A 23,940-nucleotide genomic window follows, 5' to 3' on the forward strand; every position below is an offset into this window, starting at 1 on the left:
ACTTGTGACGCATCGTTTCGACCCGACCTCGCTTCGCGAGTATGACATTCGCGGTATCGTTGGAAAGACGCTGGGGGTCGAGGACGCGCGCGCGATCGGGCGCGGCTTCGCGACGCTGCTGCGCCGCGCGGGCGGACATCGCGTCGCGGTGGGTCGCGACGGCCGTGTTTCCTCGCCGGCGCTGGAGGCCGCGCTGATCGACGGGCTGACCACGTCAGGTTGCGACGTGGTGCGGGTCGGCATGGGACCGACGCCGATGCTCTATTATGCCGAGGCGATCCTAGAGGTGGATGGCGGCATCCAGATAACCGGCAGCCACAATCCCGGCGATTACAACGGCTTCAAGATGGTGTTTCAGCATCGACCGTTTTTCGGCCAGGATATTCAGGAAATCGGCAAGCTTGCCGCCGCGGGCGACTGGGAAGCGGGTCAAGGTACCGTCACCGACGCCGATATCCTCGACGACTATGTCGGCCGCCTGTTCGCGGGTTATGCGGGCGGCACCTTCCGCATTGGTTGGGACTGCGGCAACGGCGTCGCCGGCCCGGTGATCGAGAAGCTGGTCAAGCTCCTGCCAGGTGAGCATCACACGCTCTTCACCGATGTGGACGGCAATTTTCCGAACCATCACCCCGATCCCACCGAAGAGAAGAATCTGGCGGACCTGCGGCGGCTGGTCGCGGAGAAGAACCTCGATTTCGGACTGGCTTTCGACGGCGACGGCGACCGGATTGGTGCGATTGACGGCGAAGGCCGTGTGATCTGGGGCGATCAGCTTCTGTCCATTCTGGCCGAACCTGTCCTGAAGAAGGCACCGGGAGCGACGATCATCGCGGACGTTAAGGCGTCGCAGATGCTGTTCGACCGCGTCGCGGAGCTCGGCGGCGAGCCGGTGATGTGGAAGACCGGCCATAGTCTCGTGAAGATGAAGATGAAGGAGACTCACTCACCGCTCGCCGGCGAGATGAGCGGCCATATCTTTTTCGCGCAGGATTATTACGGCTTTGACGACGCGCAATATGCAGCGGTGCAGCTGATCAACGCCGTCCATCTGAACGGCAAGTCGCTGACCGAGATTCGCGGCAACATGCCGGCTTTCGTCAACACGCCGGAAATGCGCTTTCAGGTCGATGAGAGCCGCAAGTTCGCGGTGATCGACGAGGTGCTGGAGCGACTCAAGGCGGCTGGCGCCGATGTCAACGACACCGATGGTGCGCGAGTCAACACGCCCGATGGCTGGTGGCTGCTGCGGGCGTCGAACACGCAGGACGTGCTGGTGGCGCGCGCCGAAGCCCGCAGCCAGGAGGCGCTCGACCGCCTGCTCGCGCAGATCGATGCGCAGTTGGAGGCGAGCGGCCTTCAGCGCGGGCCCCAGGCCGCGCACTGAAGCCGGTACATTGAACGACGCCCTGTTGTTCGGCTGGCTCGCCGCGCGCTCGATCGCGCGCGGGCTGCCGGCGCCGGTGGCGGATCGCGGCGGCTTTCGGGTCGATACCGCGGGCGAGGTGGAAATCCGTCGCTGGGCGTTCACCCGGCCCGATGAGGGGCTTTTCGAACTTGGGCAGATGCTCGACACGCCGGGCCATTTCCTCAAACTGTGCGGCACGGGCGAAGAGTTGCTTGCCGCGCTTCCTCCGCGTTGGCGACTCCAGGATGAGCCCGGCTACGTCATGCGGGGACCGCAGGCTCCGTCGCCGCCGGCCGCCTTGTCCGCGGGCTACAGGCTGCAGCTTGATCGCGATGCGCGCGGCAGCCGCGTCACGATCCTGGCGCCGGACGGCGAGCTTGCCGCCAGCGGCACGGCGGCCGAGGCGGCGAGTGTGTTCGTCTATGATCGGATCATCACCGAACCGGATCATCGCCGCCGGGGGCTGGGCCGCGTGGTGATGGCGGCGTTGCGCGAGACGCGGGCGGACCACGCCGCGACCGAACTGCTTGTTGCCACCGACGATGGCCGCGCGCTCTATGCCACGCTTGGCTGGACGGTGATCTCACCCTTCGTCACCGCCGAAATCCCGCGTGTCTGATCCGCGTTTCGACTCGCTTTTCGACGCGCCACCGCGCACTTAGGCGCCATGGCCCCTCCGCCCCAGATCATCCGCGTCATCGACCTTGAGACCACCGGCGATAAGCCGCCGGCGCATGCCGTATGCGAAATCGGCTGGCAGGACGTCGCGCTCGGTGCCGACGGGCGTTGGGAGCTCCAGGGTGAGGGCGGCAGCCGAATGGTCAATCCCGGCCGCCCGATTCCGCCGCTCACCATGGCGATCCACCATATCCGCGACGAGGATGTGGCCGATGCGCCCTGGTGGCACGATGTCGCGCGCCCGATCCTCGACCCTTGGCCGCGCCGGGTGGCCTTGGCGGCGCATCGCGCCAGCTTCGAGGAGCAGTTCTGCACCCCGGCGCTGACACGTGGGGCGGACTGGATCTGCACCTATAAATGCGCCTTGCGTCTGTGGACCGACAGCCCCGGTTTTTCCAACCAGTTCCTGCGCTATTATCGCATGCCCGAGGGGCTGGAGCACGAGCGCGGCCTGCCCGCGCATCGCGCCTTCCCCGATGCTTATGTGACGGCGCACCACCTGCGTGACATGCTCAATACGGTGAGTGTTGCGCAGCTGATTGAATGGTCGAAGCTGCCCGGTCTGCTTCCACGCGTCCGCTATGGCCCGGATCGCGGCAAGGAATGGAGCGAGATCGACGACGATTCGCTCGATGCCTTCCTCCAGGATCGCGATCCCGACATCCGTTACACCGCGCAGATCGAGCTGGAGCGTCGCCGCGGACATGGCCGCATCGCGCGGCCCGAGCGAGAGCCGTTGCTCTTCTGAATGAGCAAGGGTGCCGTGACCGAAGGCTGAGGGGCAGCCCCACCCTCCGGCCACGGCGGCGTTGCGATCAATAATTGATCCGCGTCGCCTTGATCTTGCGCTTGGCGAGATAGGTCTGAACGCTCTCGCTACCGGCCAGATGCCCCGCGCCGACCGCGACGAAGACCGTGCCCGGCTTGTCGAGCCGTGTCTGAATCCATTCGGCCCAGCGTGCATTGCGGTCGGCGAGCAGAACCTTGCCCACTTGCGGCGCGGACTTGAGGCCTTCGTTCATCAGTGCGGCGAGTCCGTCGGCATCGCCGGCGCCCCATTCGACGACCATCTTGTCCAGCATCGGCCCGGCTTCGGGCAGCTTCTCGACCGTCTCGATCAGGAACGCGATCTGCGACTCCTCGGACAGCGAATCGAAGAAGCTGAACTGCTGCTCCATCGTCTCGAGGCCGGAGATCGGCTTGTTCGCCGCTTTCGCCGCGGTGTGGAGCGCTTCCTCGACCCCGCTCTTGGGGTCGTAACCAAGTCGCATCACCGACAGCATCGACATCTGGACCGCTGCCAGCCACGGATCGAAGCGATCGACCGCTGCCTGTGGCAGGCCAAGGCCGGCGACCGCCTTGGTGAACGCCTCGCGCTTGTCGGACGGCAAACGCTCGGTCAGTGCCGGGCCGGTCGCGTTGAAGCCGTACTTCATGACCAGGGGCTGGGCCGCCGCCGGATCGGGCATCACGCCGATCTCGGTGACCAGCTCGCCGCTCTCGTCGAACGCCTTCTTCACCGCCTCGTCGAACCAGGACAGGCCGGGCCGCAGGATGTGGATCGTTCCGAAGAGATAGATGGTGGTGTCGTGGTCCTTCACCACCCACAGAGCGGGATCGGCGTCCTTGGTCTCGACCGCGGGCGCCGGCGCGGCCTGCTGCGCGATGGCGTTGGGCGCGGCGAAAAGCAGCGCGAGCGCGGAACCCGCGCGCAAGAGCATATGGGTCATTCTTGCCTCCAGTTGATTCGGATTGAACGGGTCGTCAGGGCCGCAGTTTCTTGTAGCCATAGGCCAGCAGCATCGCGGCCATCGTCGCGACGAAGATCGTCTGGTGCTGCGGTTCGGGTACCAGCCCGCCGCGCCACCACAGATACCAGCCGGCATAGCCACCGATGTAGAAGTTGAGCGCCGCCACCGATGCCCATTGATGGTCGCGCCGGTCGAGTTCGTCGGTGGCGAGATGGTAGCGCCAGCCGCCATAGCCGAGCGCGCCGATCAGGATCGCCGACGCGGCGATCGCCCAGCCGGCCGGGATGCCTTCCATGAATGCGCCGCCATCGACCTCGAACATCGCGGAGAAGAAGCCGATCACAGCCCCGGCGCCCATCAGCGCGACGATGATCAGCTGAAGCCGCCGCGCACGCGTCTTCGCGGCGACGATACCGCGCGATTCAGGCCGCATCACCGTCTCCATCCTCGAAAATCTCCTCGATGGTCAGGCCGAACAGCCGCGCGATGCGGAAGGCGAGCGGGAGCGAGGGATCGTACTTCCCCGTCTCGATCGCGTTCACCGCCTGCCGCGACACGCCCAGATGGCCGCCAAGCTCCGCCTGGCTCCAATTGCGTTCGGCGCGCAGTACTCGCAGCCTGTTCTGCATTTCCGTGTCAGTTATCCGTGACGATATGTCGTCGATAGCTGACTATATGTCATGGATACGTGACATATGTCAAGTACCCCTGACACGCGGAATCGCGGTGACGATCGCGGAGACGAGTGTCCCGATGCAGAGCTGATACGGAAAGGCGAGTCCGGTTGGACCGGCAATGAAGGGCTGAAGCAGTAGCACCGTGACAAACCCTGCGCCGAGGCCTGCGATCACCGACGCGCTGTTGCCGCGATTCGTGAATACAGCGACGAAATAGACACCGAGCAGCCCGGCATAGGCGAACACCATCACCTGCAACGCGAATTCGAGCAGGGGCATGTCCGTGTAGCGTTGCCAGTAGAAGCTCAGCACCGCCATCGCGAACATGGCGACGCCGACGATCGCCATTCCCCAGCGGCCGGCATGGACATAATGCTTGGCGCCGGCGCCCCCGCGCCGCTCGCGCCACGGCTTGTAGAAGTCGCTGATCATCACCGAGGACATGGCGTTGAGCGCCGAGTTGGTAGTCGCGACCGCCGCGGCCGTCACGCCGATCGTGACAAGGCCGCGCAGCCCCGGCGGCACCTGTGTCAGGATATAGTGGACGAAGACGGTGATCTTCTCGCCCGCGAAGCTGGTTGCAGCCTGATTGTCGGCACCCATCAGGTCGGGGCGGTTGTAGAATACATGGAGCAACAGGCCGATCGTGACGAACATCGCGATCAGCGGGATGCTGGCGAGCTGCGAATAAATGAGGCCGCGTGCGCCGGTCTTCGCGTCGGGGCTGGCGAGCAGCCGTTGGGTCGTGTCCTGGTCCAGTCCCGCATTGGCGACGTTGAGCAGGAACAGCCCGGTGAAGATCGCCAGCACCGTGAAGGGCTTCGACAGGTCGGTCGAAAAGTCGAGCAACCGCAACTTGTTGACCCCCTCGGGCGTCATGCGCAGTGCATCGATCAGCTCGCCGTTGGTGGCGGGGATCGACAGACGCAGGAAGATCAACACCGCGACCGCCGACCCGGTGTAGATCACGAACTGGATGAGGTCGTTCCAGATCACCGACTTGAGGCCGCCATGGAAAGTGAAGAGGAAGCTGACCAGCATCACCGCGGCGGCCGACAGGATGATCGCCTGCGCATCGATGCTGCCGAACGCGACCATCGCGATGGCGATCGCTGCCAGATAGACGCGCGCGCCGCCCGCCAATACCCGGCCGATCAGGAACATGCCCCCGGCCCAATGTTTGGCGCGCGCGTCGAACCGTGCTTCCAGAAGTTCGTAAACGGTCGTCGCGCGCATCGCGTAGAAGCGCGGGATCAGCAGATGTGCGACGAAGAAGGCGGCCAGCACCGGCGCGATCACTGCGCCGAGATAGCTATAGTCGCCGCGATAGCCCTGGTCCGGCGCGCCCAGGAACGTGGCCGCCGATTGGGTCGCGGAAAGGACCGATACCGCCGCGAGCCAGGCTGGCACCGTCCGTCCGGCGAGGAAATAGTCCCGCGCGTCATCCGCCTTGAAGCGCGAGAACAGCCAGCCACCGATCAGCAGCACGGCGACGTACAGACCGACCACCAGCCAGTCGAGCGGAGCGAATTGCGGGTTCATTTCAGGGTTGTAGCAAAGCTTTTCGCGCCGTCATCCGGCATGTGATCCGGCCAAGCCGATCTTTGTTGCGCCGCGATATCATTGGCTTCACAACGCGCGGCGGAAAGGGGCGGTGGATTTGGCTAGCGCTGCGACGACATCCGCGGGGGATGCGGCGACGATCGCCGCGCGCTGGATGGCGGACTATCGCGCCGCGACCCCCGCCACCGACATGTTCTATGCCGCCGGCCGCGACGACCCCGCCTGGAACGCGCTGTTCGAGGAACTGGCGGGGCGATCCGGTGACGACCTGGTCAGCGCGCGCGAGCGCGCCCAGCGCCATGCGGAGGATATCGGCACCGGTTTCCGTATCGCGGGCGAGGGGGAGGAGCGGCCCTGGCCCCTGTCGCCGGTGCCGCTGCTGATCGCGCGTGCCGAATGGGATGGGATCGCCACCGGGGTCGCCCAGCGCGCCGACCTGCTCGAGGCGGTGCTGGCCGATTGCTATGGCGAGCAAAGGCTGATCGCGAACGGAAACATCCCTGCCGCGCTGGTGACGGGCAGCCCCAATTTCCTGCGCCCGATGATGGGACTGACTCCACCGGGCGGCTATCATCTCAACTTCGTCGCGGTCGATCTGTGCCGCGGTCCGGCGGGTGAGTGGCGCGTGCTGGCGGACCAGCTGCGCGCGCCGGTGGGGGCGGGTTATGCGCTCGAGAACCGCCTCGCCATGTCGCGGATGCTGGGCGGGTTGCAGACTCGGCTCAATATCGAGCGGCAGGCGCCATTCTTCGCCGCGTTCCGCGATGGATTGTCCGCGCGCTGCCGCCGTGCGGAGCCGCGAATCGTGCTGCTCACCCCTGGCCGCTTCACGCCCAGCTATGCCGAGCAGGCGCATCTCGCGCGCTATCTGGGCTTTCCGCTGGTCGAGGGCGGCGATCTCGCGGTGCTCGACGACCGCGTCTATTTGCGCACGATCGCCGGCCTCAAGCGGGTCGATGCGCTGTGGCACCGGATCGATCCGCGGATGATCGACCCGCTCGCCTTCGATTCGCATTCGGGGGTCGGCGTGGCGGGGCTGGTCGATGCGATGGCGGCGGACGAAGTGGTGGTGACCAACTCGCCCGGTGCCGGGATGCTCGAGGCGCCCGCCTTTGCTGCTTTCCTGCCGCGACTGTGCACCCGGTTGACCGGTGAGCAATTGAAGCTTGCCAATATCGCGACCTGGTGGTGCGGGCAGGAACGCGAGCGTGCCGAGGTGGCGGGTGATCTCGACAATATGCTGATCGCGCCGGCATTCGGCGTCGCCACCAATGTGCTGGCAGACGGCACGGCGGTGCTGGGCTCCGATCTGACCACTGCGCAGCGTGCCGCATTGCTCGCCGATTTCGAGCGGCGGCCGCAAGACTATGTCGGGCGTGAGGTGGTGCGGCTTTCGACCATGCCGGTGGTGGGCGACAACGGATTGGCCGCGCGTCCGTTTACGCTGCGCGTGTTCGCGGCGCGGCGGCCCGATGGCGGGTGGAGCGTTCTGCCGGGCGGTTTCGCGCAGATCGGCGAACATGCCGATGAGCGCGCTGCGGTGATGGGCGAAGGCAGCTGGTCGGCGGACGTGGTGATCCATGGCCCTGAACCGGTGGCTCCGGTCACGCTGCTGGCCTCCGACGACACGACCCAGCTGCGCCGCAATCCCGGGACGTTGCCGAGCCGCGTCGCCGATAATCTCTTCTGGCTCGGCCGCTATCTGGAGCGCGGCGAAGCGCTGCTGGGCGTGATTCGGTCGCTGCTCGGTCATTCGATCAGCGCCGATACCGGGGCGGCGCTGTCGGTGGAGACGGTGCGGCAGCTCGTGGACATCGTCGTGCATGCGGGGGCGGCACCCGCGCCATCCAGCCTCAACCGTGCCGACCTCAGCCATTTCGCGCGCGCGGCTATGGACGCGAGCGACGGCTGGTTCAGCGTGCGCGCGATCAACCGTCAGGCGCGCGGGATCGGTGCGATCAGCCGCGACCGACTGTCGGCGGACATGATCCGTCTGCTCGACGCGCCCTTTCCGATGAAGGGCGGTGCGCTCGACCGGGCGGGTTCGGCGCAGCGGCGTTACTATGCGCTCGCCGGGCTGGGCGCCGAGCATCTCGGTCGTACCGATGCGTGGCGCTTCCACGACATGGGCCGCCGGGTGGAGCGGGCGATGGCGGCGATCCGGGCGATCCACGCCTTCGGTCAGCCGCAGGCGACCAGCGACGACCTTTCCACCCTTCTCGACCTTGCCGACAGCCAGATCAGCTATCGCCAGCGTTACCTGACGGGGATAGCGCGGGTGCCGGTGCTCGATCTCGTCGCGCTCGACCCGGGCAATCCGCGGGGCATTGCCTATCAGGTTTCGGCGATCGCCGATCATCTCGAGAAGCTTCCGGTACTGTCGGACGACGGGCTGGCGGAGCCGCAACAGGCACAGGCGGCGGCGCTCTCCGCGATCGTCTCGATCACCCAGGCGTCGGATCTGGACGAAGCGAAGCTGATCGAGATCGGCAATCGGCTCGCATCGCTCTCTGACGCGATCGCGCGCCGCTATTTCCTGCAGGGGGCCGAACCGCTCCGCGCCGCCGGCCTTGTTCTCGCCTGATGCTTTACGCGATCCGCCATGTCACCCGCTTCGACTATGCCGAGCCCGTGGGCTTCGCGCGCTGCAATTTGCGGCTCAAGCCGATCCAGTGGTCCGGCCAGCAGCTGCACGACTACACCCTCAGCGTGGAGCCGGGGGGGCGTACCGCGCCGGCGCGGGCTGAGGCTGGCCTTGCCAATGTCGTGCGGCTGGTGATCGACCAGGCAGCGAACAGCCTGACGATCGAAAGCCGGTGCCGCATCACTGTCGATCGCCCCGTGCCTCAGCCCGCGACGGGTGATCCGACGTTGGCGCAGGTTGCTGCGCTGGCTCGTGAAAGTCGCGACGCGGGTCCTGCAAGTCCCGCATCCTATCTCTTTCCTTCGTCGCGGATCCCGCTCGACCCAGATATTGCCGCCTGGTGCGCGCAGGATCTCGATCCGGGTCGCGGCGCGCTGGAAGCGGGGATCGCGTTGGCGCGGCGTATCCAGGCGGAGTTCGAGTTCGACCCCGCCGCGACGCTGGTCGACACCCCGCCGCATGAGGCGTTCGTGAAGCGCGGCGGCGTGTGCCAGGATTTCGCGCAGATCATGATCTCCGGCCTGCGCGCCGCCGGGCTGCCTGCCGCCTATGCCTCGGGTTATTTGCGCACGCTTCCGCCGCCCGGACAGCCCCGGCTGGTGGGGGCGGACGCGACACATGCCTGGGTTTTGCTGTGGTGCGGCCCTGAGCGCGGCTGGGTCGGGTTCGATCCCACCAACGGCATCTGGATGGCGAGCGATCACGTCATCATCGCGATTGGGCGCGACTATGCCGATATCGCGCCGATCGATGGCATCATTCTGGGCTATGGCGCGCAGGACATGCGGGTTTCGGTCGATGTCGAGCCGCTGGATGACGCCGCGTCACTTGCAACCGGCGCGTCGGAAGCCGATGTAGCGGGGTAATACGCTCAAGAAGAAGACGAAACGGGGACTATTAGTGGCCGATCCTTACGCAACCCTGGGAGTCTCGCGCGGGGCCAGCGAGGACGAGATCAAGAAGGCCTATCGCAAGCTCGCCAAGGAGCTGCATCCCGACCGCAACCGCGACAATCCCAAGGCCGCCGAGAAATTCGGCACGGTGGCCCAGGCCTATGAGCTGCTGAGTGACAAGGACAAGCGCGCACGCTTCGACCGTGGCGAGATCGACGGCGACGGCAACCCGACCTCGCCGTTCGGCGCCGGGTTCGCCGGCGCGCGCGGCGGCCCCCAGGGCGGCTTCCGTCCCGGCGGCGGTGGGTTCGACTTTGGCGGCGGCGGTGGCGACCCCGATATCGGCGATATCTTCGAAGGATTGTTCGGCGGCCGCGCTGGCGGTCAGGGCGGCGGCTTTTCGAGCGGCTTCGGTCGCCGCCCGCCGCCGGCCAAGGGCGCGAACGTCGCCTATCGTTTACGCGTGCCGTTCGAGGATGCGGCAGCGCTGAAGCCTCAGCGCATCCAGCTGCGCGATGGCGCGACGATCGACTTGAAGCTCCCCAAGGGGGTCGAGACGGGCACGCAGATGCGGCTGGGCGGTAAGGGCGATGCTGGGCCTGGCGGCAATGGCGACGCGATCGTGACGATCGAGATCGAGCCGCACCGTTTCTATACCCGCGACGGCGACCATATCCGTCTCGATTTGCCGATCACGCTCAAGGAAGCGGTCGAGGGAGCGGCGGTGCGCGTGCCGACGCCTGAGGGCGCGGTGAACCTCAAGGTTCCCGCCGGATCGAGCTCGGGCAAGACGCTGCGCCTCAAGGGGCGTGGCTTCCACGGCAAAAGTGCGCGCGGCGACCTGCTGGTGTCGCTGATGATCGAGATTCCGGCGCACGATGCCAAGCTCGCCGCCTTCGTCGCCGAGTGGGGCGTGGAGGAAAATCCGCGCGCACGACTGGGCGTCTGAGCGCCGGTGAGCGAGCCCATCTCCCCCGAATCGCCTGAAGCCCGCCGTCGCGGGTTTCACAGGCATCTGGCGGATCTGGGCGTCACCGACCGGGTGGTTGAGGTGATCAAGCGTGTGGTGGTCGGCGCCTATACCGACGGTTTCACCCATGCCGGCAACCTCGCTTACCTCAGCCTCGTCACGCTCTTTCCCTTCTTCATCGTCGCGACCGCGATCGCCCGACTGGTCGGGCGGACCGGCGACGGGCTTCAGGCGGTGGGGGCGTTCCTCCAGACCCTTCCGCCCGAGGTCGGTGCGCTGCTCCGCCCCGCGATCCTCGAGGTGCTGGAGGCGCGGTCGGGGTCGCTATTGTGGCTGGGTGCGCTGGTGGGGTTGTGGACCACATCGGGCTTCATCGAGACCGTCCGTGCTATTCTGCGCCAGGCCTATGGCGTTCAGTCGGGCACGCCCTTCTGGCGGCTGAAACTCGGCGCGATCGGGATGGTGATCGGATCGGTGATCCTGGCGATGATGGCGTTCAGCTTCCAGGTGCTGCTGATCGGTGCCGAACAGTTCATCTGGCGCGTGATCCCGTTCGCTTCCGATGCGCAGCGCATCATCTCGGTGACCAAGATCGCGCCCGCGATCGCATTGTACGGCGCGCTCTACATTCTCTTCTACACGCTCACGCCGATACGTTACCGCCAGTCGAAATGCCCCAAATGGCCGGGGCCGCTGTTCGTGACGGTGTGGTGGATCGCGTGCACCGCGGCGCTGCCGCATGTGATCGGCGCATTTGGCGGCTATGGCCTGACCTATGGCAGCCTGGCCGGGGTGATGGTGGCGCTGATCTTTTTCTTTCTGATCGGCTTCGGCGTCGTTATCGGCGCCGAGCTCAACGCCGCGCTGGCGGAAACGCCAGAGAACGGGTTACAGGGACCGCAAGAAAGACCGGAGGGTAAGACGTGACCGGATTGATGCAGGGCAAGCGCGGGCTCATCATGGGCCTAGCCAATGATCGCTCGCTCGCCTGGGGGATTGCGAAGAAGCTGCGCGAGCATGGCGCGGAACTGGCGTTCAGCTATCAGGGCGAAGCGCTGGAGAAGCGTGTGCGCCCGCTGGCGGAAGAGCTGGGCAGCGATTTCCTGATCGACTGCGATGTGAGTGACATGGCCGCGCTCGACACCGCGTTCGAGACGCTCGCCGCGCGCTGGCCGACGATCGACTTCGTCGTCCATGCGATCGGCTTCTCCGACAAGAACGAGTTGCGCGGCGGCTATGTCGACACCAGCCTCGACAATTTCCTGATGACGATGAACATCAGCGTCTATTCGTTCGTAGCGGTGGCGAAGCGCGCGCAGGCGATGATGCCCGATGGCGGCTCCCTGCTGACGCTCAGCTATTATGGCGCGGAGAAGGTAATTCCGCACTATAACGTGATGGGCGTGGCCAAGGCGGCGCTGGAGACCAGCGTCCAGTATCTCGCGGTCGATCTCGGCGGGCAGAATATCCGCGTCAACGCGATCAGCGCCGGGCCGATCAAGACGCTCGCGGCATCGGGCATCGGCGACTTCCGCCTGATCCTGAAGTGGAACGAGCTCAACGCGCCACTCAAGCGCAATGTCACGATCGAGGATGTCGGCGGCGCGGGCCTCTACTTCCTGTCCGACCTGTCGAGCGGCACCACCGGCGAGACTCATCATGTCGACGCCGGCTATCACGTCGTCGGCATGAAGGCCGAGGACGCCCCGGACATCGCTTTGGTCTGATGACGATTGCGATCCGCCCGGCGACCGGCGGCGATGTCGCGGCGATCGACGCGTTGCTGCGCCGCAGCTTCCCGGCGCCGGACGAGGCGCTGCTGGTCCAGCGGCTGTGCATCGACGGCGATATGGTGCTGACCCTGGTCGCGGATGACGAGGAGACCGGTGCGCTCGCGGGCATGGTCGCGTTCAGCCGCATGGATGTCCATGTGAACGACCAGCCGCTCGCCGCGGTGGCGCTGGCGCCGGTCGCGGTCGAGGCGGCCTATCGCCGCCAGGGCGTGGCGGAGGCGCTGATCGCCGCCGGGCACCAGCACCTTGCAGATGCCGGCTATCTGATCAGCTTCGTGCTTGGCGACCCTGCCTATTATGGCCGGTTCGGCTATGCGGCCGATCTCGCGCGCGGCTTCGCTTCGCCCTATGCTGGCGAGTATCTGATGGCGCTGGCCTTGCAGGACGGGAAGGTTCCGTGTGGCGTGCGTGGGGAGGCGAACCACGCGACGGCATTCGCGGCGCTGGGGCAGGATGGCTGACGGGGCCGTCGCGCTGCGCGCTATGGCGGACCGTCGATCCTTCTTGCTTTCAAATCGCGGCGACATGGGCAAGGAGATGGCGCCATGAGCTTCAACACCTTCGGCCGCGTCTTCCGCTTCACCACCTGGGGGGAGAGCCATGGTCCCGCGATCGGCGCGGTGGTCGACGGCTGCCCACCGGGGCTGGCGCTGTCCGAAGCCGATATCCAGCCTTTCCTCGACAAGCGCCGTCCGGGCCAGTCGCGCTTCACCACCCAGCGGCAGGAGCCGGATCAGGTCCGCATCCTCTCAGGCGTGTTCGAGGGGAAGACCACCGGCACCCCGATCAGCCTGATGATCGAGAATGTCGACCAGCGCTCGAAGGATTACTCCGAAGTCGCCCAGGCCTATCGCCCGGGCCATGCCGACTATGCCTATGACGCCAAATACGGCTTTCGCGATTATCGCGGCGGCGGGCGCTCCTCGGCGCGCGAGACCGCGAGCCGGGTCGCGGCGGGTGCGGTGGCACGCGCGGTGATCCCTGACGTGTCGATCCTTGCCTGGGTCGAGGCGATCGGTGGCGACGCGATCGACTATGCGAAGTTCGATGCAGCGGAAATCAGCAACAACCCCTTTTTCTGCCCCGATCCCGACGCCGCGCGACGCTGGGAAAGGCTGGTCGACGACGCGCGCAAGGCAGGCTCGTCGATCGGTGCCGTGATCGCGTGCGAGGCGACCGGCGTGCCCGCTGGCTGGGGGGCGCCGCTCTACGCCAAGCTCGACAGCGAACTCGCCGCGGCGATGATGAGCATCAACGCGGTCAAGGGTGTCGAAATCGGCGACGGCTTCGCGGCGGCGGCGCTGAGCGGAGAGGCCAATGCCGATCCGATGCGGCCGGGCAATGACGGCGCGCCGGTGTTCCTCGCCAACCATGCGGGCGGGATCGCCGGCGGTATCGCGACTGGCCAGCCGGTGCGCGTCCGGGTGGCGTTCAAGCCGACCAGCTCGATCCTGACGCCCGTGGAAACCATCACCAGGGAAGGCGACGCGACGCAAATCCGCACCAAGGGCCGGCACGATCCGTGCGTCGGTATCCGCGGCGTTCCGGTGGTCGAGGCGATGATGGCCCTGGTGCTCGCCGACCAGAAATTGCTGCATCGCGCCCAGATCGGCTGATTTTCCCGATCCCGATCAATCGCTTCGTCCCGCCCGCGGTGCGTTCCGCGGACGGAACGGGATTCAGCGGCGACAGGGCGAAGCGCGTCTTCGGGACCTGATCCGCGCCGCCGCGTTTCTCCTGTGCCACGTAAACAGGAGTATCCCATGCGCCATAAGACGCTCGCCAGCCTTCTTCTTCTGTGCGGTTCCACCGCCGCACTCGCCCATATCGCCCCGGGCCAGACCGAGCCGCCGGCGCAGAACGAGGTTGCGAACCAGGCCACGCCCGCACCCGACACCACGGCACCCGAGACTCAGTCGAACACGACCGATGTCGAGCCGAGTAGCGATCCGACCAACAACGGCACCGAAACGGCGCCGGAGCCGAATTCGACCTTCTACTAAGGTGATTCTCGTCGTTTCGGGCGCAGCAATCCGGCTGCGCCCGGGACGTCGATTGCGTCGGGATCAGTCCGCGAAGGGATCGCGGACCAGGATTGTGTCCTCACGCTCCGGGCTGGTCGAAACCAGCGCAACCGGGCAGCCGATCAGTTCCTCGATCCGGCGGATATATTTGATCGCCTGCGCCGGCAGCTGTGCCCAGCTACGCGCGCCCGCGGTCGATTCGCTCCAGCCTTCGAACTCTTCATACACCGCTTCGGCGCGAGCCTGATCCTGCGGACTAGGCGGCAGATAGTCGTAATGCTTGTCGCCGACCTTGTAGCCGATGCAGATGCGCAAATTCTCCATCCCGTCGAGGATGTCGAGCTTGGTCAGCGCGATGCCGGTGACACCGCTCACCGCGACCGACTGGCGCACGAGCACGGCGTCGAACCAGCCGCAGCGGCGCTTGCGCCCGGTGACCACACCAAACTCGCGCCCGCGCGTGCCGAGCAGCTCACCGACTTCGTTATCCTGCTCGCTCGGGAACGGGCCCGAACCGACGCGCGTCGTGTAGGCCTTGACGATGCCCAGCACGAAGCCGACCGACCCCGGCCCAAGGCCCGAGCCGGAGGCGGCGGCGCCGCTCACCGTGTTGGACGAGGTGACGAACGGATAGGTGCCGTGATCGACGTCGAGCAGCACGCCCTGCGCGCCCTCGAACAGGATGCGCTTGCCCGCTTCCTTGGCGTTCTTGAGCGTCAGCCACACCGGCGCGGCATAGGGCAGGACCGACGGCGCGATCTCGCGCAGTTCTTCGAGCAGGCGCGCGCGATCGATCGGCGGCTCGCCGAAGCCGGCGCGCAGCGCGTCGTGATGCGCGCACAGGCGATCGAGCTGCGCGTCGAGATCGTCGAGATGAGCCAGGTCGCACACGCGGATCGCGCGGCGCCCGACCTTATCTTCGTACGCCGGGCCGATGCCACGGCGGGTGGTGCCGATCTTGCCCGCGCCCGACGCGTCCTCGCGCAGGGCGTCGAGATCGCGATGGATGGGCAGGATCAGCGGCGCGGTCTCTGCGACCTGAAGCGTTCCGGGCGTGATCTCGACGCCCTGCTCGCGCAGGCGGGCGATCTCGTCGCGGAAATGCCACGGGTCGAACACGACACCGTTGCCGATCGCCGACAGCGTCCCGCGCACCAGGCCGGAGGGGAGCAGCGAAAGCTTGTAGACCTTCTCGCCGACGACAAGCGTGTGGCCGGCATTGTGCCCGCCCTGGAAACGGACGACCAGATCGGCCCGGCTGGCGAGCCAGTCGACGATCTTGCCCTTGCCCTCATCGCCCCATTGGGCGCCGATCACTGCGACATTTGCCATGGATACACGTCTCCGCCTGCCAGGCAGACCCAGGGTCGCCCTTCGACAGGACTCGGCGACCAGGGTTTTCGGAAATGCGGGGCGCCAATGGCCCTCCCGCGCCTTCGCGTCAAGGGCGTTGCGTGTCTGTTCGCCGGAATGGGCCTTCGGCGCGGTCCGCAGCCCGCCCAAGGATCCGGCGACGCGGAGCATCTGTGGAAAGGTTGCGGAGGGCGGTATTGTTTGAAATTCGCGCCTTCGCGAATTTCAAAAGAGCCTCTAAGAATCGAACGAGCGTAAAACGAGGAGAGACGAATGAAACTGGCAAGCCTCAAGCACGGCCGCGATGGGAAGCTGGTTGTCGTCTCCAACGACCTCGCCTGGTATGCCGATGCCGGGCATATCGCACCGACGCTTCAGGCCGCGCTCGACAATTGGGACCGGCTCGAGGGCGATCTGCGCAACCTCGCCACCGATCTCGATCATGAAGTGATCCCGCGTGAGCGGTTCCATGAGCGCGATGCCGCCGCGCCGCTGCCGCGCGCCTATCAATGGGCCGACGGTTCGGCCTATGTGAACCATGTCGCGCTGGTCCGTCAGGCGCGCGGCGCGGAAATGCCCGACAGCTTCTGGCACGATCCGCTGATGTATCAGGGCGGCAGCGACGGCTTCCTCGGGCCACGCGACCCGATCCCGCTCGCAGATGAGAGCTGGGGCTGCGACCTCGAGGCGGAAGTAGTGGTCGTCACCGCCGACGTGCCGCAGGGCGCCAGCCGTGAGGATGCGCTCGCCGCGATCCGGCTGGTCGGCCTCACCAACGACGTGTCCCTGCGCAACCTGATCCCGGGTGAGCTCGCCAAGGGCTTCGGTTTCTTCCAGTCCAAGCCGGCCAGTGCCTTCTCGCCGGTGTTCGTGACCCCCGATATGCTCGGCGATTGGTGGCGCGACGGCAAGCTCCATCGCAAGCTGATGGTCGATCTCAACGGCAAGCCTTTCGGCCGCGCCGAAGCGGGTGAGGACATGACCTTCGACTTCGGCACGCTGGTCGCGCACGCCGCCAAAACGCGGGCGCTCGGCGCGGGTACGATCATCGGATCGGGCACGGTCTCCAATCGCGATGCCGATGGCGGCCCGGGCAAGCCCATCGCCGAAGGCGGCGTCGGCTATTCGTGCCTTGCCGAAGTCCGCACCGTCGAGACGATCAACGGCGGTGCGCCGGTGACCCCGTTCCTCAAGGCCGGCGATACGGTCCGCATCTGGGCCGAAGACGACAGGCACCACCCGATCTTCGGGGTGATCGAGCAGACTGTCGGGGGATAGGTTGCGAACGACGGGCCGCGTTCCGATCTCAACGGCATGACCGACGGCTATACCGTGTTCGAAACCGTGGCGGGCTTCGCCGCGATCGGCTGGAATGCGAAGGGCATCCACAGCTTCCGGCTGCCGGCGGACACCGCGCGGGAGGTGGAACGGTCGTTGCTGCGGCGCTTGCCGAGTGCGGAGGCGGCGGTGCCCCCTGCATCCGTGCAGGCCGTGATCGGCGACGCGCGGCGCTATTTTGCCGGGGAGCGTGTCGACTTTGCGCGCGTGCCCGTCGCTCTAGGAGCGCAAGAGCCGTTCTTCGAACGCGTCTATGGGCTCGTGCGCCAGCTCGGCTGGGGCGAGACGGCGACTTATGGCACGATCGCCAAGGCATTGGAGGTGGGTCCGGAATTCGCCCGTGATGTCGGACAGGCGATGGCGTCCAACCCGGTGCCGCTGATCATCCCCTGTCACCGCGTGACCGCCGCGAATGGTAAGATTGGCGGCTTCTCGGCACCGGGCGGCGCCCTGTCCAAGGCGCGCATGCTCGGACTCGAGGGGGTTGAGGTCAGGGACGGCGTCGTCATCCGCGATATGCCTCAGCTGGGGCTGGGCTTCTAGGCGATCAGAAGTCGAACACCCCCTGCCGCGCGATTAGTGGCCAGCGGCCATGCTCAACATGCCGTCCGTTGCCGCTTTCGATCAGTAGGAACTGCTCGGCGCGCCAGCTGATCGGAGGCACGGGGATGTTGCGCCGTTTCCAGGATTGATAGGTAAGCGACGCATGCGGCTCGAATGTATAGTCGATGTCGATCCCGAAGGCATTCAGCGGGGCCAGCAACGCGCGCTGGAAGTCGCGTAGCGCTCGCATCCTGTTGCCGACGAGTACATTGCCGCTGATCCGGTTGAGCGTCACATCGAAGGGCTCTGCCTGCAGCGATGCCATCGCATGACATATGCACATGAGATCGTCTTGTGAGCGCATTCGGATATCCCCGAATGGCAGTAACGTGATGTGGAAACGCTCGACGGCATAGCTGCGAGAGAGATCATATTGGGCTCGCAAGCGGTCCATCGCCGCGGCCTGCTCCGGGGTGGGTTTCAGCATCAGATAGAGCAGTTGATCATCATTCTGCCGTGACTGATGGGACAGGAAGCCCTGAACACTGGGGATCATCATTGTTTGTTACTCCTAGTGGAAATCCCGCGACTTCACCGGAATCAGATCCGGCGCTTTGAGGCTGCGCCGCGGCGGCCAGCTGTCGGCGGGGCGTTGACACGGCAGCAGCCGGTCTCGTGGGTCGATCGTACCGCCATGCGTCGCGCCGTCGCCGGGCATGGCGGCATGCGGCAGGTCGAGGTCGCCGACCTCCCGCAGCATGCCGGTCAGGTCGGTGATCGTGTCGGCGATGACGTGGATGACAATCCCCTCGCGTTGCACGCGGCCACGGATCGAGAGCATCGTCGCCGACATCACCGTGCGCCGGTTGGCTTCGAACCGGTTGCCCCACAGCACAACATTGGCGATGCCGGTCTCGTCCTCCAGTGTCACGAACACGATCCCGCTGGCGGTGCCGGGGCGCTGACGCACCAGGATCAGCCCGGCGACCTCGACGCGCGCACCGTCTTTCATGCGGATCAAGTCCGCGCTCTTTGTGATTCCCCGTGCGGCAAGGCGATCGCGCAGAAAGGACAGTGGATGGGCGCGCAGCGAGAGCTGAGTGGCGCGATAATCCTCCACCACCTCGCGCCCCGCAGTGAGCGGCACCAGCGCTACGTGCGGCTCGGCGCTTTCGGCAACCGTCTGCCCCTCGCGCGCATCGGCGGCGGTGAACAGGTCGAGCGGCTTGTGACCCAGTCCCTTGATCGCCCACAGCGCCTGCCGCCGGTTGAGGCCTAGCGCCTGGAACGCGTCGCCGCGCGCTAGCTTTTCCAGCGCGGTGGGCTTCACGCCCGAACGGCGCCAGACATCCTCGATTGAAGTAAAAGGCGACTGCCTCCGCGCTTTCAGGATTTCCGCGACGTCGTCCTGCGACAATCCCTGCACGATCCGCATGCCCAGGCGGATCGGCTGCATCCCCGCCCAGTCTTCGGCTGTACCGCAGAAGCGCGCATCCCGCTCGCGCATGTTCGGCCCCTCTGGCACGATGCGCGTGTCCCAGTCGCTGTCGACGATGCATACTGGTCGCGCTTCGACTCCATGATTGCGGGCGTCACGGATCAGCTGTGCCGGCGCGTAGAAACCCATCGGCTGCGCGTTGAGCAATGCGGTGCAGAACACATCCGGATGATGGCATTTCATCCAGGACGAAGCGTAGGCGATCTTGGCGAAGCTGGCGGCATGGCTCTCAGGGAAACCGTAGTTGCTGAACCCCTTGATTTGCTCGACCATCCGCTCGGCGAATTCCTGGCTGATGCCGTTCTTGCGCATCCCGGCGATCAGCTTGGGTCCGAATTCGCCGATGTCACCACTCGACTTGAAGGTCGCCATTGCCCGGCGCAGGCGGTCGGCTTCGGTCGGGGTGAAGTCGGCGCCGACGATCGCGACCTGCATCGCCTGTTCCTGGAACAGCGGCACGCCCAGTGTCTTTTTCAGCACGGCCTTCAGCTTCGGTGTTGGATAGTCGACCAGATCGGGGTTCTGCCGGCGCTTGAGATAGGGGTGGACCATGTTGCCCTGGATTGGGCCGGGCCGGACGATCGCGACCTGGATCGCGATGTCGTAGAAATTGACCGGCTTCATCCGCGGCAACATCGACATCTGCGCGCGGCTTTCGATCTGGAACACGCCCAGCGTGTCCGCCTGCCGGATCATTTCGAAAGTGGGGCCGTCGTCCTTCTGCATCAGCGGCGCGGCGAGGGTGAGATGGATTCCCTTGTGTTGTGCGAGCAGGTCGAACGTACGCCGCATGCAACCGAGCATGCCGAGGCCGAGGATATCGACCTTCATGAAACCTAGTTCCTCGATGTCGAGCTTCTCCCATTCGACCACGCGGCGGTCGACCATTGCGGCGGGCTCGACCGGGATCAGGTCGTGGAGTTTGTCGCGGGTCAGCACGAAGCCGCCGGGGTGCTGCGACAAATGGCGCGGCGTGCCGATCAGCTGGCGCGCCAGCTTAAGCGTCAAAGCGAGGCGCGGGTCGTTGCGGTCGAGGTTGAGCGCGTCGGCATGCTTGTCGTCGACATCGTTGGACCAGCCCCACACCTGGCTTGAGAGCGCGGCGGTCAGGTCCTCGGGCAGGCCCATCACCTTGCCGACTTCGCGCAGAGCGCCGCGCGACCGGAACCGGCTGACCACCGCGGTCAGCGCGGCATGGTCGTGACCATAGCTCTCATAAATCCACTGGATCACCTCCTCGCGCCGCTCATGCTCGAAATCGACATCGATGTCGGGCGGCTCCTTGCGTTCGGTCGAGATGAAGCGCTCGAACAGCAACTGATGCTCGATCGGGTCGATCGAGGTGACGCCGAGCGCGAAGCAGATCACCGAATTGGCCGCGCTGCCACGTCCCTGGCACAGGATCTGCTGGCTGAGTGCAAACTGCACGATCGAATTGACCGTGAGGAAATAGGGCGCGTAGCCCATCTGCTCGACCAGCCCGAGTTCGTGCCTCAACAGCTTCTGATGCGCTTCGGACGGGGTGCCGCCGAACCGCTGTCTCAGACCGTTCCAGGCGAGCGTGCTCAGCGCTTCCTGCGCGGTGCGGCCGGGAATGACATATTCCTCGGGGTATTGGTGCTGAAGATCGCGCAGCGAGAAGGTGCATCGCTCGGCGATCGCGAGCGATGCGCGCAGTGCCTCGGGATGCTCGCGGAAACGCCGTGCCATGTCCTGCGGCGACTTGAGATGCCGGTCGGCGCTGCGCTCACGACGAAAGCCGAGTTCGTCGATCGTGCACTTCTCGCGGATCGCGGTGACCACGTCCTGCAACAGGCGCCGGTCGGGCGTCGCATAGAGCACGTCGCCGGTCGCGAGCGGGGTCAGCCCAAAGCGCCGGGCCGCGGTATCGAGCTGGTGCAGTCGCGCCGCGTCGCCCGGTCGGCGATGCTGGGTGAGGCAGACATGGCCGCGATCCCCGAATACATCCGCCATCCAGCGCAGCGCCTGCGGGTCGCCCGGATCGGCGATGCCGGGTACCAGCGCACCGACCAGTCCCTCCGCCGCTTCGACGATATCTTCCCAATGCAGGAAACATTGCCCCTTCTCGCCCCGCTGCGCATCGGCACGCGCCTTGCCCCGCGTGAGCAGGCTGGTGAGCCGTGACCAGGCGGCACGATCCTCGGGCCAGACCAGCACAGCGCTGCCGTCGGTCAGGTCGAGCCGGCACCCCGCGATCATCCGGATCGGGACGCTGAGCGCCGCAAGCTGCTCGGTCGCGACCAGCGCGCGCACGACGCCGCCAACCGAATTGCGGTCGACGATGCCGAGCGCGGGCAGGCCCAGCAGTGCCGCCTGCCGGAACAGATCCTCGGGCGAAGAGGCGCCGCGCAGGAATGAATAATGGGTCGTGACCTGGAGTTCGGCGTAACTCATCCGAACACCCCATGGAGATACCAGCTCAAGTCGCCGGTCGCGGTCCGCTCGCCATCGCCGCGGCGGAACAGCCAGTAGCGGTGACCGGCCTCGTCCTCGACACGGAAGTAATCGCGGACTTGTTCGGCTTCGGCGCTGTGCCTCCACCATTCGCCATGAATGCGCTCGGGCCCGTCGGCGCAGATCACCTGGTGCATCTGACCACGCCAGGTGAAGCGGCGTGGTGCATGATCGGGTAGCTCGGCGATGACATGGTCGAGCCGTTCGGGCCGGTGGAGCAGCCGGGCGGGCTTGGGCCATTCGGGGTGCCAGGGGTGAAGCGCGGGACTGCGGTCGAGTTGGCCGACATCGTCGATCCTGGGCCGCGAGCCACCGCGCTTGGGTGGGTCGAGCACCGCCATCGGCGCCGCCGTGCGCTCGGGCACGTCGCTTTCCACGGCGCGCATCCGCCACATGCGCCTGAGGCCGATCCGCGTTGCCAGCGTATCGACTAGCGTGGCGATGTCGGGTGCCGCATCTTCGTCGAGCCGTTCGGTCACGGGTTCGGGCCCCAGCGGCGCGGCGCGGCGGACATGGAGGGCGATCGCGTCGATGCCATATCCCGGTTCGACATCCTCGATCCGGCGCTTGAGCAGGCGGAGCAGGTGCGCGGGATCGCGACTTGGCCGGGCAAGGCCGATGCGGATGCACTGGGGAACGCCATCGACCCGGTCGGCGATGCATTCCAGCGCCCGAACGCCCAGCCCCTCGCGTTCGAGCGCGGTTGTGAGGACCGGGACCAGCTCGCCCAGCCAATGCTCGATCGCCTCGGCCGTCGCGATCGGCTCGGCAAAGCGCTGGCGGACGACAACCGTCTCCGGCGGGATCACCGGATCGAGCGGCTCGGGCATGGCGCCCAGTGCCTGATCGAGCCGTAAGGCGCTTACCGCGCCGAAGCGGCGAACCAGGGGACCGCGCGGCATCGCCAACAGCTGACCGATGTCATCGACGCCCAAGCGCTTGAGCAGCTCGATCGCCGCCGTATCGATCCGTAACGCGGTGGTGGGCAGGTTGGCGAGCGCCGACGCCTGCTCGTTCGGTGGACAAATCGTCACGCATGCACCGGCATGGCGTACCAATGCCCATGCCGCACCCACCGTATCGGCGATCGCGAAGTGGACTGTGAAGCCGGCGCGGGCGAGGAGGCGGACGACGCGGTGCGCCATCCTCTCTTCGCCGCCGAACAGATGCGCGGTGCCGGTGATGTCGAGGACCAGTCCGTCGGTGCCCGACAATGCCGTCAGCGGCGACCAGCGTCGCGCGGCGAGAATGGCGAGGCGGTGCAGCGCGGCAAGATCGCCCTCGGGGTCGGCGGGGCGGATGTCGAGTCCGCGCACCTGCGCGCGCGCCTGCGTTACCGCCATTCCGGGCCGCAGACCCAGCGCCAGCGCCAGCGGGCACGCGGCGGCGATTTCGATCCGGCTGCCGTTGCGGATCGAGGTCAGGCGCGGTGCCCGGCCCTCAAGGCAAGCGAGCGCGGGCATCGCCGTACGCTCATCTCCGGCCCAGCGCGCGCCGGGCCGCCAATGGCCCTGATGTCGCGCGGGCTGGCGGCCCGCGGGTGCCGCAGGAGGAGCGGGCGCGACTTCAGGCCGCGCGCCGGGATGCGCCTCTCCCCGCCACAACCGCTCGATCGGCCATTGGGGCAGGTAGAGCGCAGCGACCCGTTTCATCGCATGCCTCCACTAGAATATCGAAAGGATCGCCCCCTTTTTGCCGCGCAAGGGCGAGCTGCCAGCGCGCCCGGCCCACGCCCTCCACCGGCAGCGGCGCCGACGGGGCACATGCCACCCGCCAGCGGGTCACCGCCGCCGACGGTGCACCCAGCGGATCGCCGGCCTGGCGGGGGTGCCGCTTCATCAGCAGCGCGATGGTGCGCCCGCCCTCCGCCGCGAGCTGGAGCCGCCGCGTCGCGGGCATGCCCACGCGCCGCGCCTCGCCCACCACCGCGCCAAGCCCGCGATGCCGCAGCCCTTCCTCCATGATCGCGAGCAGTTCGTCGTCGTCCGCCGCCTCGGCATAGAGGACGCGCTTGGGCGCCAGCCCGGCCTGATAGAGGCCCGGCGCGAACAGGTCGCGCCGCCGCACCACCCACAGCACCGGCCCCCAGGCGCGCGCGGCAATGCCGGCGGTGAACAGGGTGGCGGCGGCATCGTCCCCGGGGTCGGGGGTCGCCGCCGCCACCTCGTGCAGCGCATCGAGCCGCAGGCCGCCATCGGCGAGCCGCGCGTCAAGCCGATCAAGCCCGAACGGCAGCACCGGGCGGCGGCGGAAGCCGCTCCCTTCGATGGTGCGCAAGGTTTCGCGCAACTGGCTGATGACGGCGGGATCGGCCATGATCTGCCTCTAGACT

22 protein-coding genes are annotated in these 23,940 nt (G+C 66.7%); 13 read left to right on the forward strand and 9 right to left on the reverse strand.

The genetic code is table 11. The features are described 5' to 3' along the window. The first annotated feature begins 4 nt into the window (after positions 1-4). The 3 genes from pgmG to AC07M1_RS01995 are packed head-to-tail and all read left to right on the forward strand — an operon-like array spanning position 5 to position 2,834. Positions 5-1,387: a phosphoglucomutase/phosphomannomutase PgmG gene (gene pgmG / locus AC07M1_RS01985; RefSeq protein WP_495160892.1), complete on the forward strand. Its 1,383-nt coding sequence runs from the start codon at positions 5-7 to the stop codon at positions 1,385-1,387. Positions 1,388-1,397: 10 nt separating this feature from the next. Further along, positions 1,398-2,027, forward strand: coding sequence for a GNAT family N-acetyltransferase (locus tag AC07M1_RS01990; RefSeq protein WP_495160893.1), 630 nt, complete (start codon positions 1,398-1,400; stop codon positions 2,025-2,027). A gap of 48 nt (positions 2,028-2,075) precedes the next feature. Next, on the forward strand, positions 2,076-2,834 hold the full coding sequence (locus tag AC07M1_RS01995; RefSeq protein WP_495160894.1) for an exonuclease domain-containing protein: 759 nt from the start codon (positions 2,076-2,078) through the stop codon (positions 2,832-2,834). Positions 2,835-2,901: 67 nt separating this feature from the next. Here AC07M1_RS01995 and AC07M1_RS02000 read toward each other — a convergent pair whose 3' ends face one another. The 4 genes from AC07M1_RS02000 to AC07M1_RS02015 all read right to left on the reverse strand — a co-directional run bounded on the left by AC07M1_RS02000 (position 2,902) and on the right by AC07M1_RS02015 (position 6,056). After that, positions 2,902-3,816 (reverse strand): TraB/GumN family protein, encoded by a 915-nt coding sequence (locus AC07M1_RS02000; protein ID WP_495160895.1) that lies wholly within the window; start codon positions 3,814-3,816, stop codon positions 2,902-2,904. Between the two features lie 34 nt (positions 3,817-3,850). Then, positions 3,851-4,270 carry a hypothetical protein gene (locus AC07M1_RS02005; RefSeq protein WP_495160896.1) on the reverse strand — a complete coding sequence of 140 codons (420 nt, stop codon included), beginning with the start codon at positions 4,268-4,270 and terminating at the stop codon, positions 3,851-3,853. Then, entirely contained in the window at positions 4,260-4,466 is a 207-nt protein-coding gene (locus tag AC07M1_RS02010) for a helix-turn-helix transcriptional regulator (protein ID WP_495160897.1), read from the reverse strand. The genes AC07M1_RS02005 and AC07M1_RS02010 overlap by 11 nt, the downstream gene beginning before the upstream one ends. Before the next feature lie 69 nt (positions 4,467-4,535). Then, positions 4,536-6,056 carry a sodium:solute symporter gene (locus AC07M1_RS02015; protein WP_495160898.1) on the reverse strand — a complete coding sequence of 507 codons (1,521 nt, stop codon included), beginning with the start codon at positions 6,054-6,056 and terminating at the stop codon, positions 4,536-4,538. A gap of 175 nt (positions 6,057-6,231) precedes the next feature. Here AC07M1_RS02015 and AC07M1_RS02020 point away from each other — a divergent pair, with 175 nt between their 5' ends. From AC07M1_RS02020 to AC07M1_RS02055, 8 genes are all read left to right on the forward strand, one after another. Beyond that, the gene (locus AC07M1_RS02020; RefSeq protein WP_495162796.1) at positions 6,232-8,661 is read left to right on the forward strand and encodes a circularly permuted type 2 ATP-grasp protein; all 2,430 of its coding nucleotides are present in this window, start codon (positions 6,232-6,234) and stop codon (positions 8,659-8,661) included. Further along, positions 8,661-9,587 (forward strand): transglutaminase family protein, encoded by a 927-nt coding sequence (locus AC07M1_RS02025; RefSeq protein ID WP_495160899.1) that lies wholly within the window; start codon positions 8,661-8,663, stop codon positions 9,585-9,587. Before AC07M1_RS02020 ends, AC07M1_RS02025 begins: the two co-directional genes overlap by 1 nt. 34 nt (positions 9,588-9,621) lie before the next feature. After that, the gene (locus AC07M1_RS02030; RefSeq protein ID WP_495160900.1) at positions 9,622-10,563 is read left to right on the forward strand and encodes a DnaJ C-terminal domain-containing protein; all 942 of its coding nucleotides are present in this window, start codon (positions 9,622-9,624) and stop codon (positions 10,561-10,563) included. Positions 10,564-10,569: 6 nt separating this feature from the next. Further along, positions 10,570-11,511, forward strand: a complete 942-nt coding sequence (locus AC07M1_RS02035; RefSeq protein WP_495160901.1) for a YihY/virulence factor BrkB family protein — start codon at positions 10,570-10,572, stop codon at positions 11,509-11,511. Continuing rightward, positions 11,508-12,311, forward strand: coding sequence for an enoyl-ACP reductase FabI (fabI, locus tag AC07M1_RS02040; protein WP_495160902.1), 804 nt, complete (start codon positions 11,508-11,510; stop codon positions 12,309-12,311). The genes AC07M1_RS02035 and fabI overlap by 4 nt, the downstream gene beginning before the upstream one ends. Continuing rightward, on the forward strand, positions 12,311-12,838 hold the full coding sequence (locus AC07M1_RS02045) for a GNAT family N-acetyltransferase (protein WP_495160903.1): 528 nt from the start codon (positions 12,311-12,313) through the stop codon (positions 12,836-12,838). The genes fabI and AC07M1_RS02045 overlap by 1 nt, the downstream gene beginning before the upstream one ends. A gap of 84 nt (positions 12,839-12,922) precedes the next feature. Next, positions 12,923-13,993, forward strand: coding sequence for a chorismate synthase (aroC, locus tag AC07M1_RS02050; protein ID WP_495160904.1), 1,071 nt, complete (start codon positions 12,923-12,925; stop codon positions 13,991-13,993). A gap of 147 nt (positions 13,994-14,140) precedes the next feature. Further along, positions 14,141-14,380: a hypothetical protein gene (locus AC07M1_RS02055; RefSeq protein WP_495160905.1), complete on the forward strand. Its 240-nt coding sequence runs from the start codon at positions 14,141-14,143 to the stop codon at positions 14,378-14,380. Positions 14,381-14,443: 63 nt separating this feature from the next. Here the strand turns inward: AC07M1_RS02055 and AC07M1_RS02060 are convergent, their stop codons facing one another. Then, complete coding sequence (locus AC07M1_RS02060) at positions 14,444-15,733, reverse strand: adenylosuccinate synthase (RefSeq protein WP_495160906.1); 1,290 nt, start codon at positions 15,731-15,733, stop codon at positions 14,444-14,446. Positions 15,734-16,027: 294 nt separating this feature from the next. Between AC07M1_RS02060 and AC07M1_RS02065 the strand changes: the two genes are divergently transcribed. Both AC07M1_RS02065 and AC07M1_RS02070 read left to right on the forward strand, forming a co-directional pair. Beyond that, positions 16,028-17,032 carry a fumarylacetoacetate hydrolase family protein gene (locus tag AC07M1_RS02065; protein WP_495160907.1) on the forward strand — a complete coding sequence of 335 codons (1,005 nt, stop codon included), beginning with the start codon at positions 16,028-16,030 and terminating at the stop codon, positions 17,030-17,032. Between the two features lie 36 nt (positions 17,033-17,068). Continuing rightward, entirely contained in the window at positions 17,069-17,635 is a 567-nt protein-coding gene (locus AC07M1_RS02070) for a methylated-DNA--[protein]-cysteine S-methyltransferase (protein ID WP_495160908.1), read from the forward strand. Positions 17,636-17,639: 4 nt separating this feature from the next. Here the strand turns inward: AC07M1_RS02070 and AC07M1_RS02075 are convergent, their stop codons facing one another. From AC07M1_RS02075 to AC07M1_RS02090, 4 genes are read right to left on the reverse strand one after another with little or no spacing between them, the layout of a single operon-like run. Next, the gene (locus AC07M1_RS02075) at positions 17,640-18,191 is read right to left on the reverse strand and encodes a 2'-5' RNA ligase family protein (protein WP_495160909.1); all 552 of its coding nucleotides are present in this window, start codon (positions 18,189-18,191) and stop codon (positions 17,640-17,642) included. A gap of 15 nt (positions 18,192-18,206) precedes the next feature. Further along, on the reverse strand, positions 18,207-21,548 hold the full coding sequence (locus AC07M1_RS02080) for an error-prone DNA polymerase (RefSeq protein WP_495160910.1): 3,342 nt from the start codon (positions 21,546-21,548) through the stop codon (positions 18,207-18,209). Continuing rightward, positions 21,545-23,260: a Y-family DNA polymerase gene (locus AC07M1_RS02085; protein ID WP_495160911.1), complete on the reverse strand. Its 1,716-nt coding sequence runs from the start codon at positions 23,258-23,260 to the stop codon at positions 21,545-21,547. Before AC07M1_RS02085 ends, AC07M1_RS02080 begins: the two co-directional genes overlap by 4 nt. Further along, positions 23,175-23,924 (reverse strand): ImuA family protein, encoded by a 750-nt coding sequence (locus tag AC07M1_RS02090; protein WP_495160912.1) that lies wholly within the window; start codon positions 23,922-23,924, stop codon positions 23,175-23,177. Before AC07M1_RS02090 ends, AC07M1_RS02085 begins: the two co-directional genes overlap by 86 nt. Between the last annotated feature and the right edge of the window lie 16 nt (positions 23,925-23,940).

The sequence above is a fragment of the Sphingomonas sp. GW821-FHT10C01 genome (assembly GCF_059415525.1).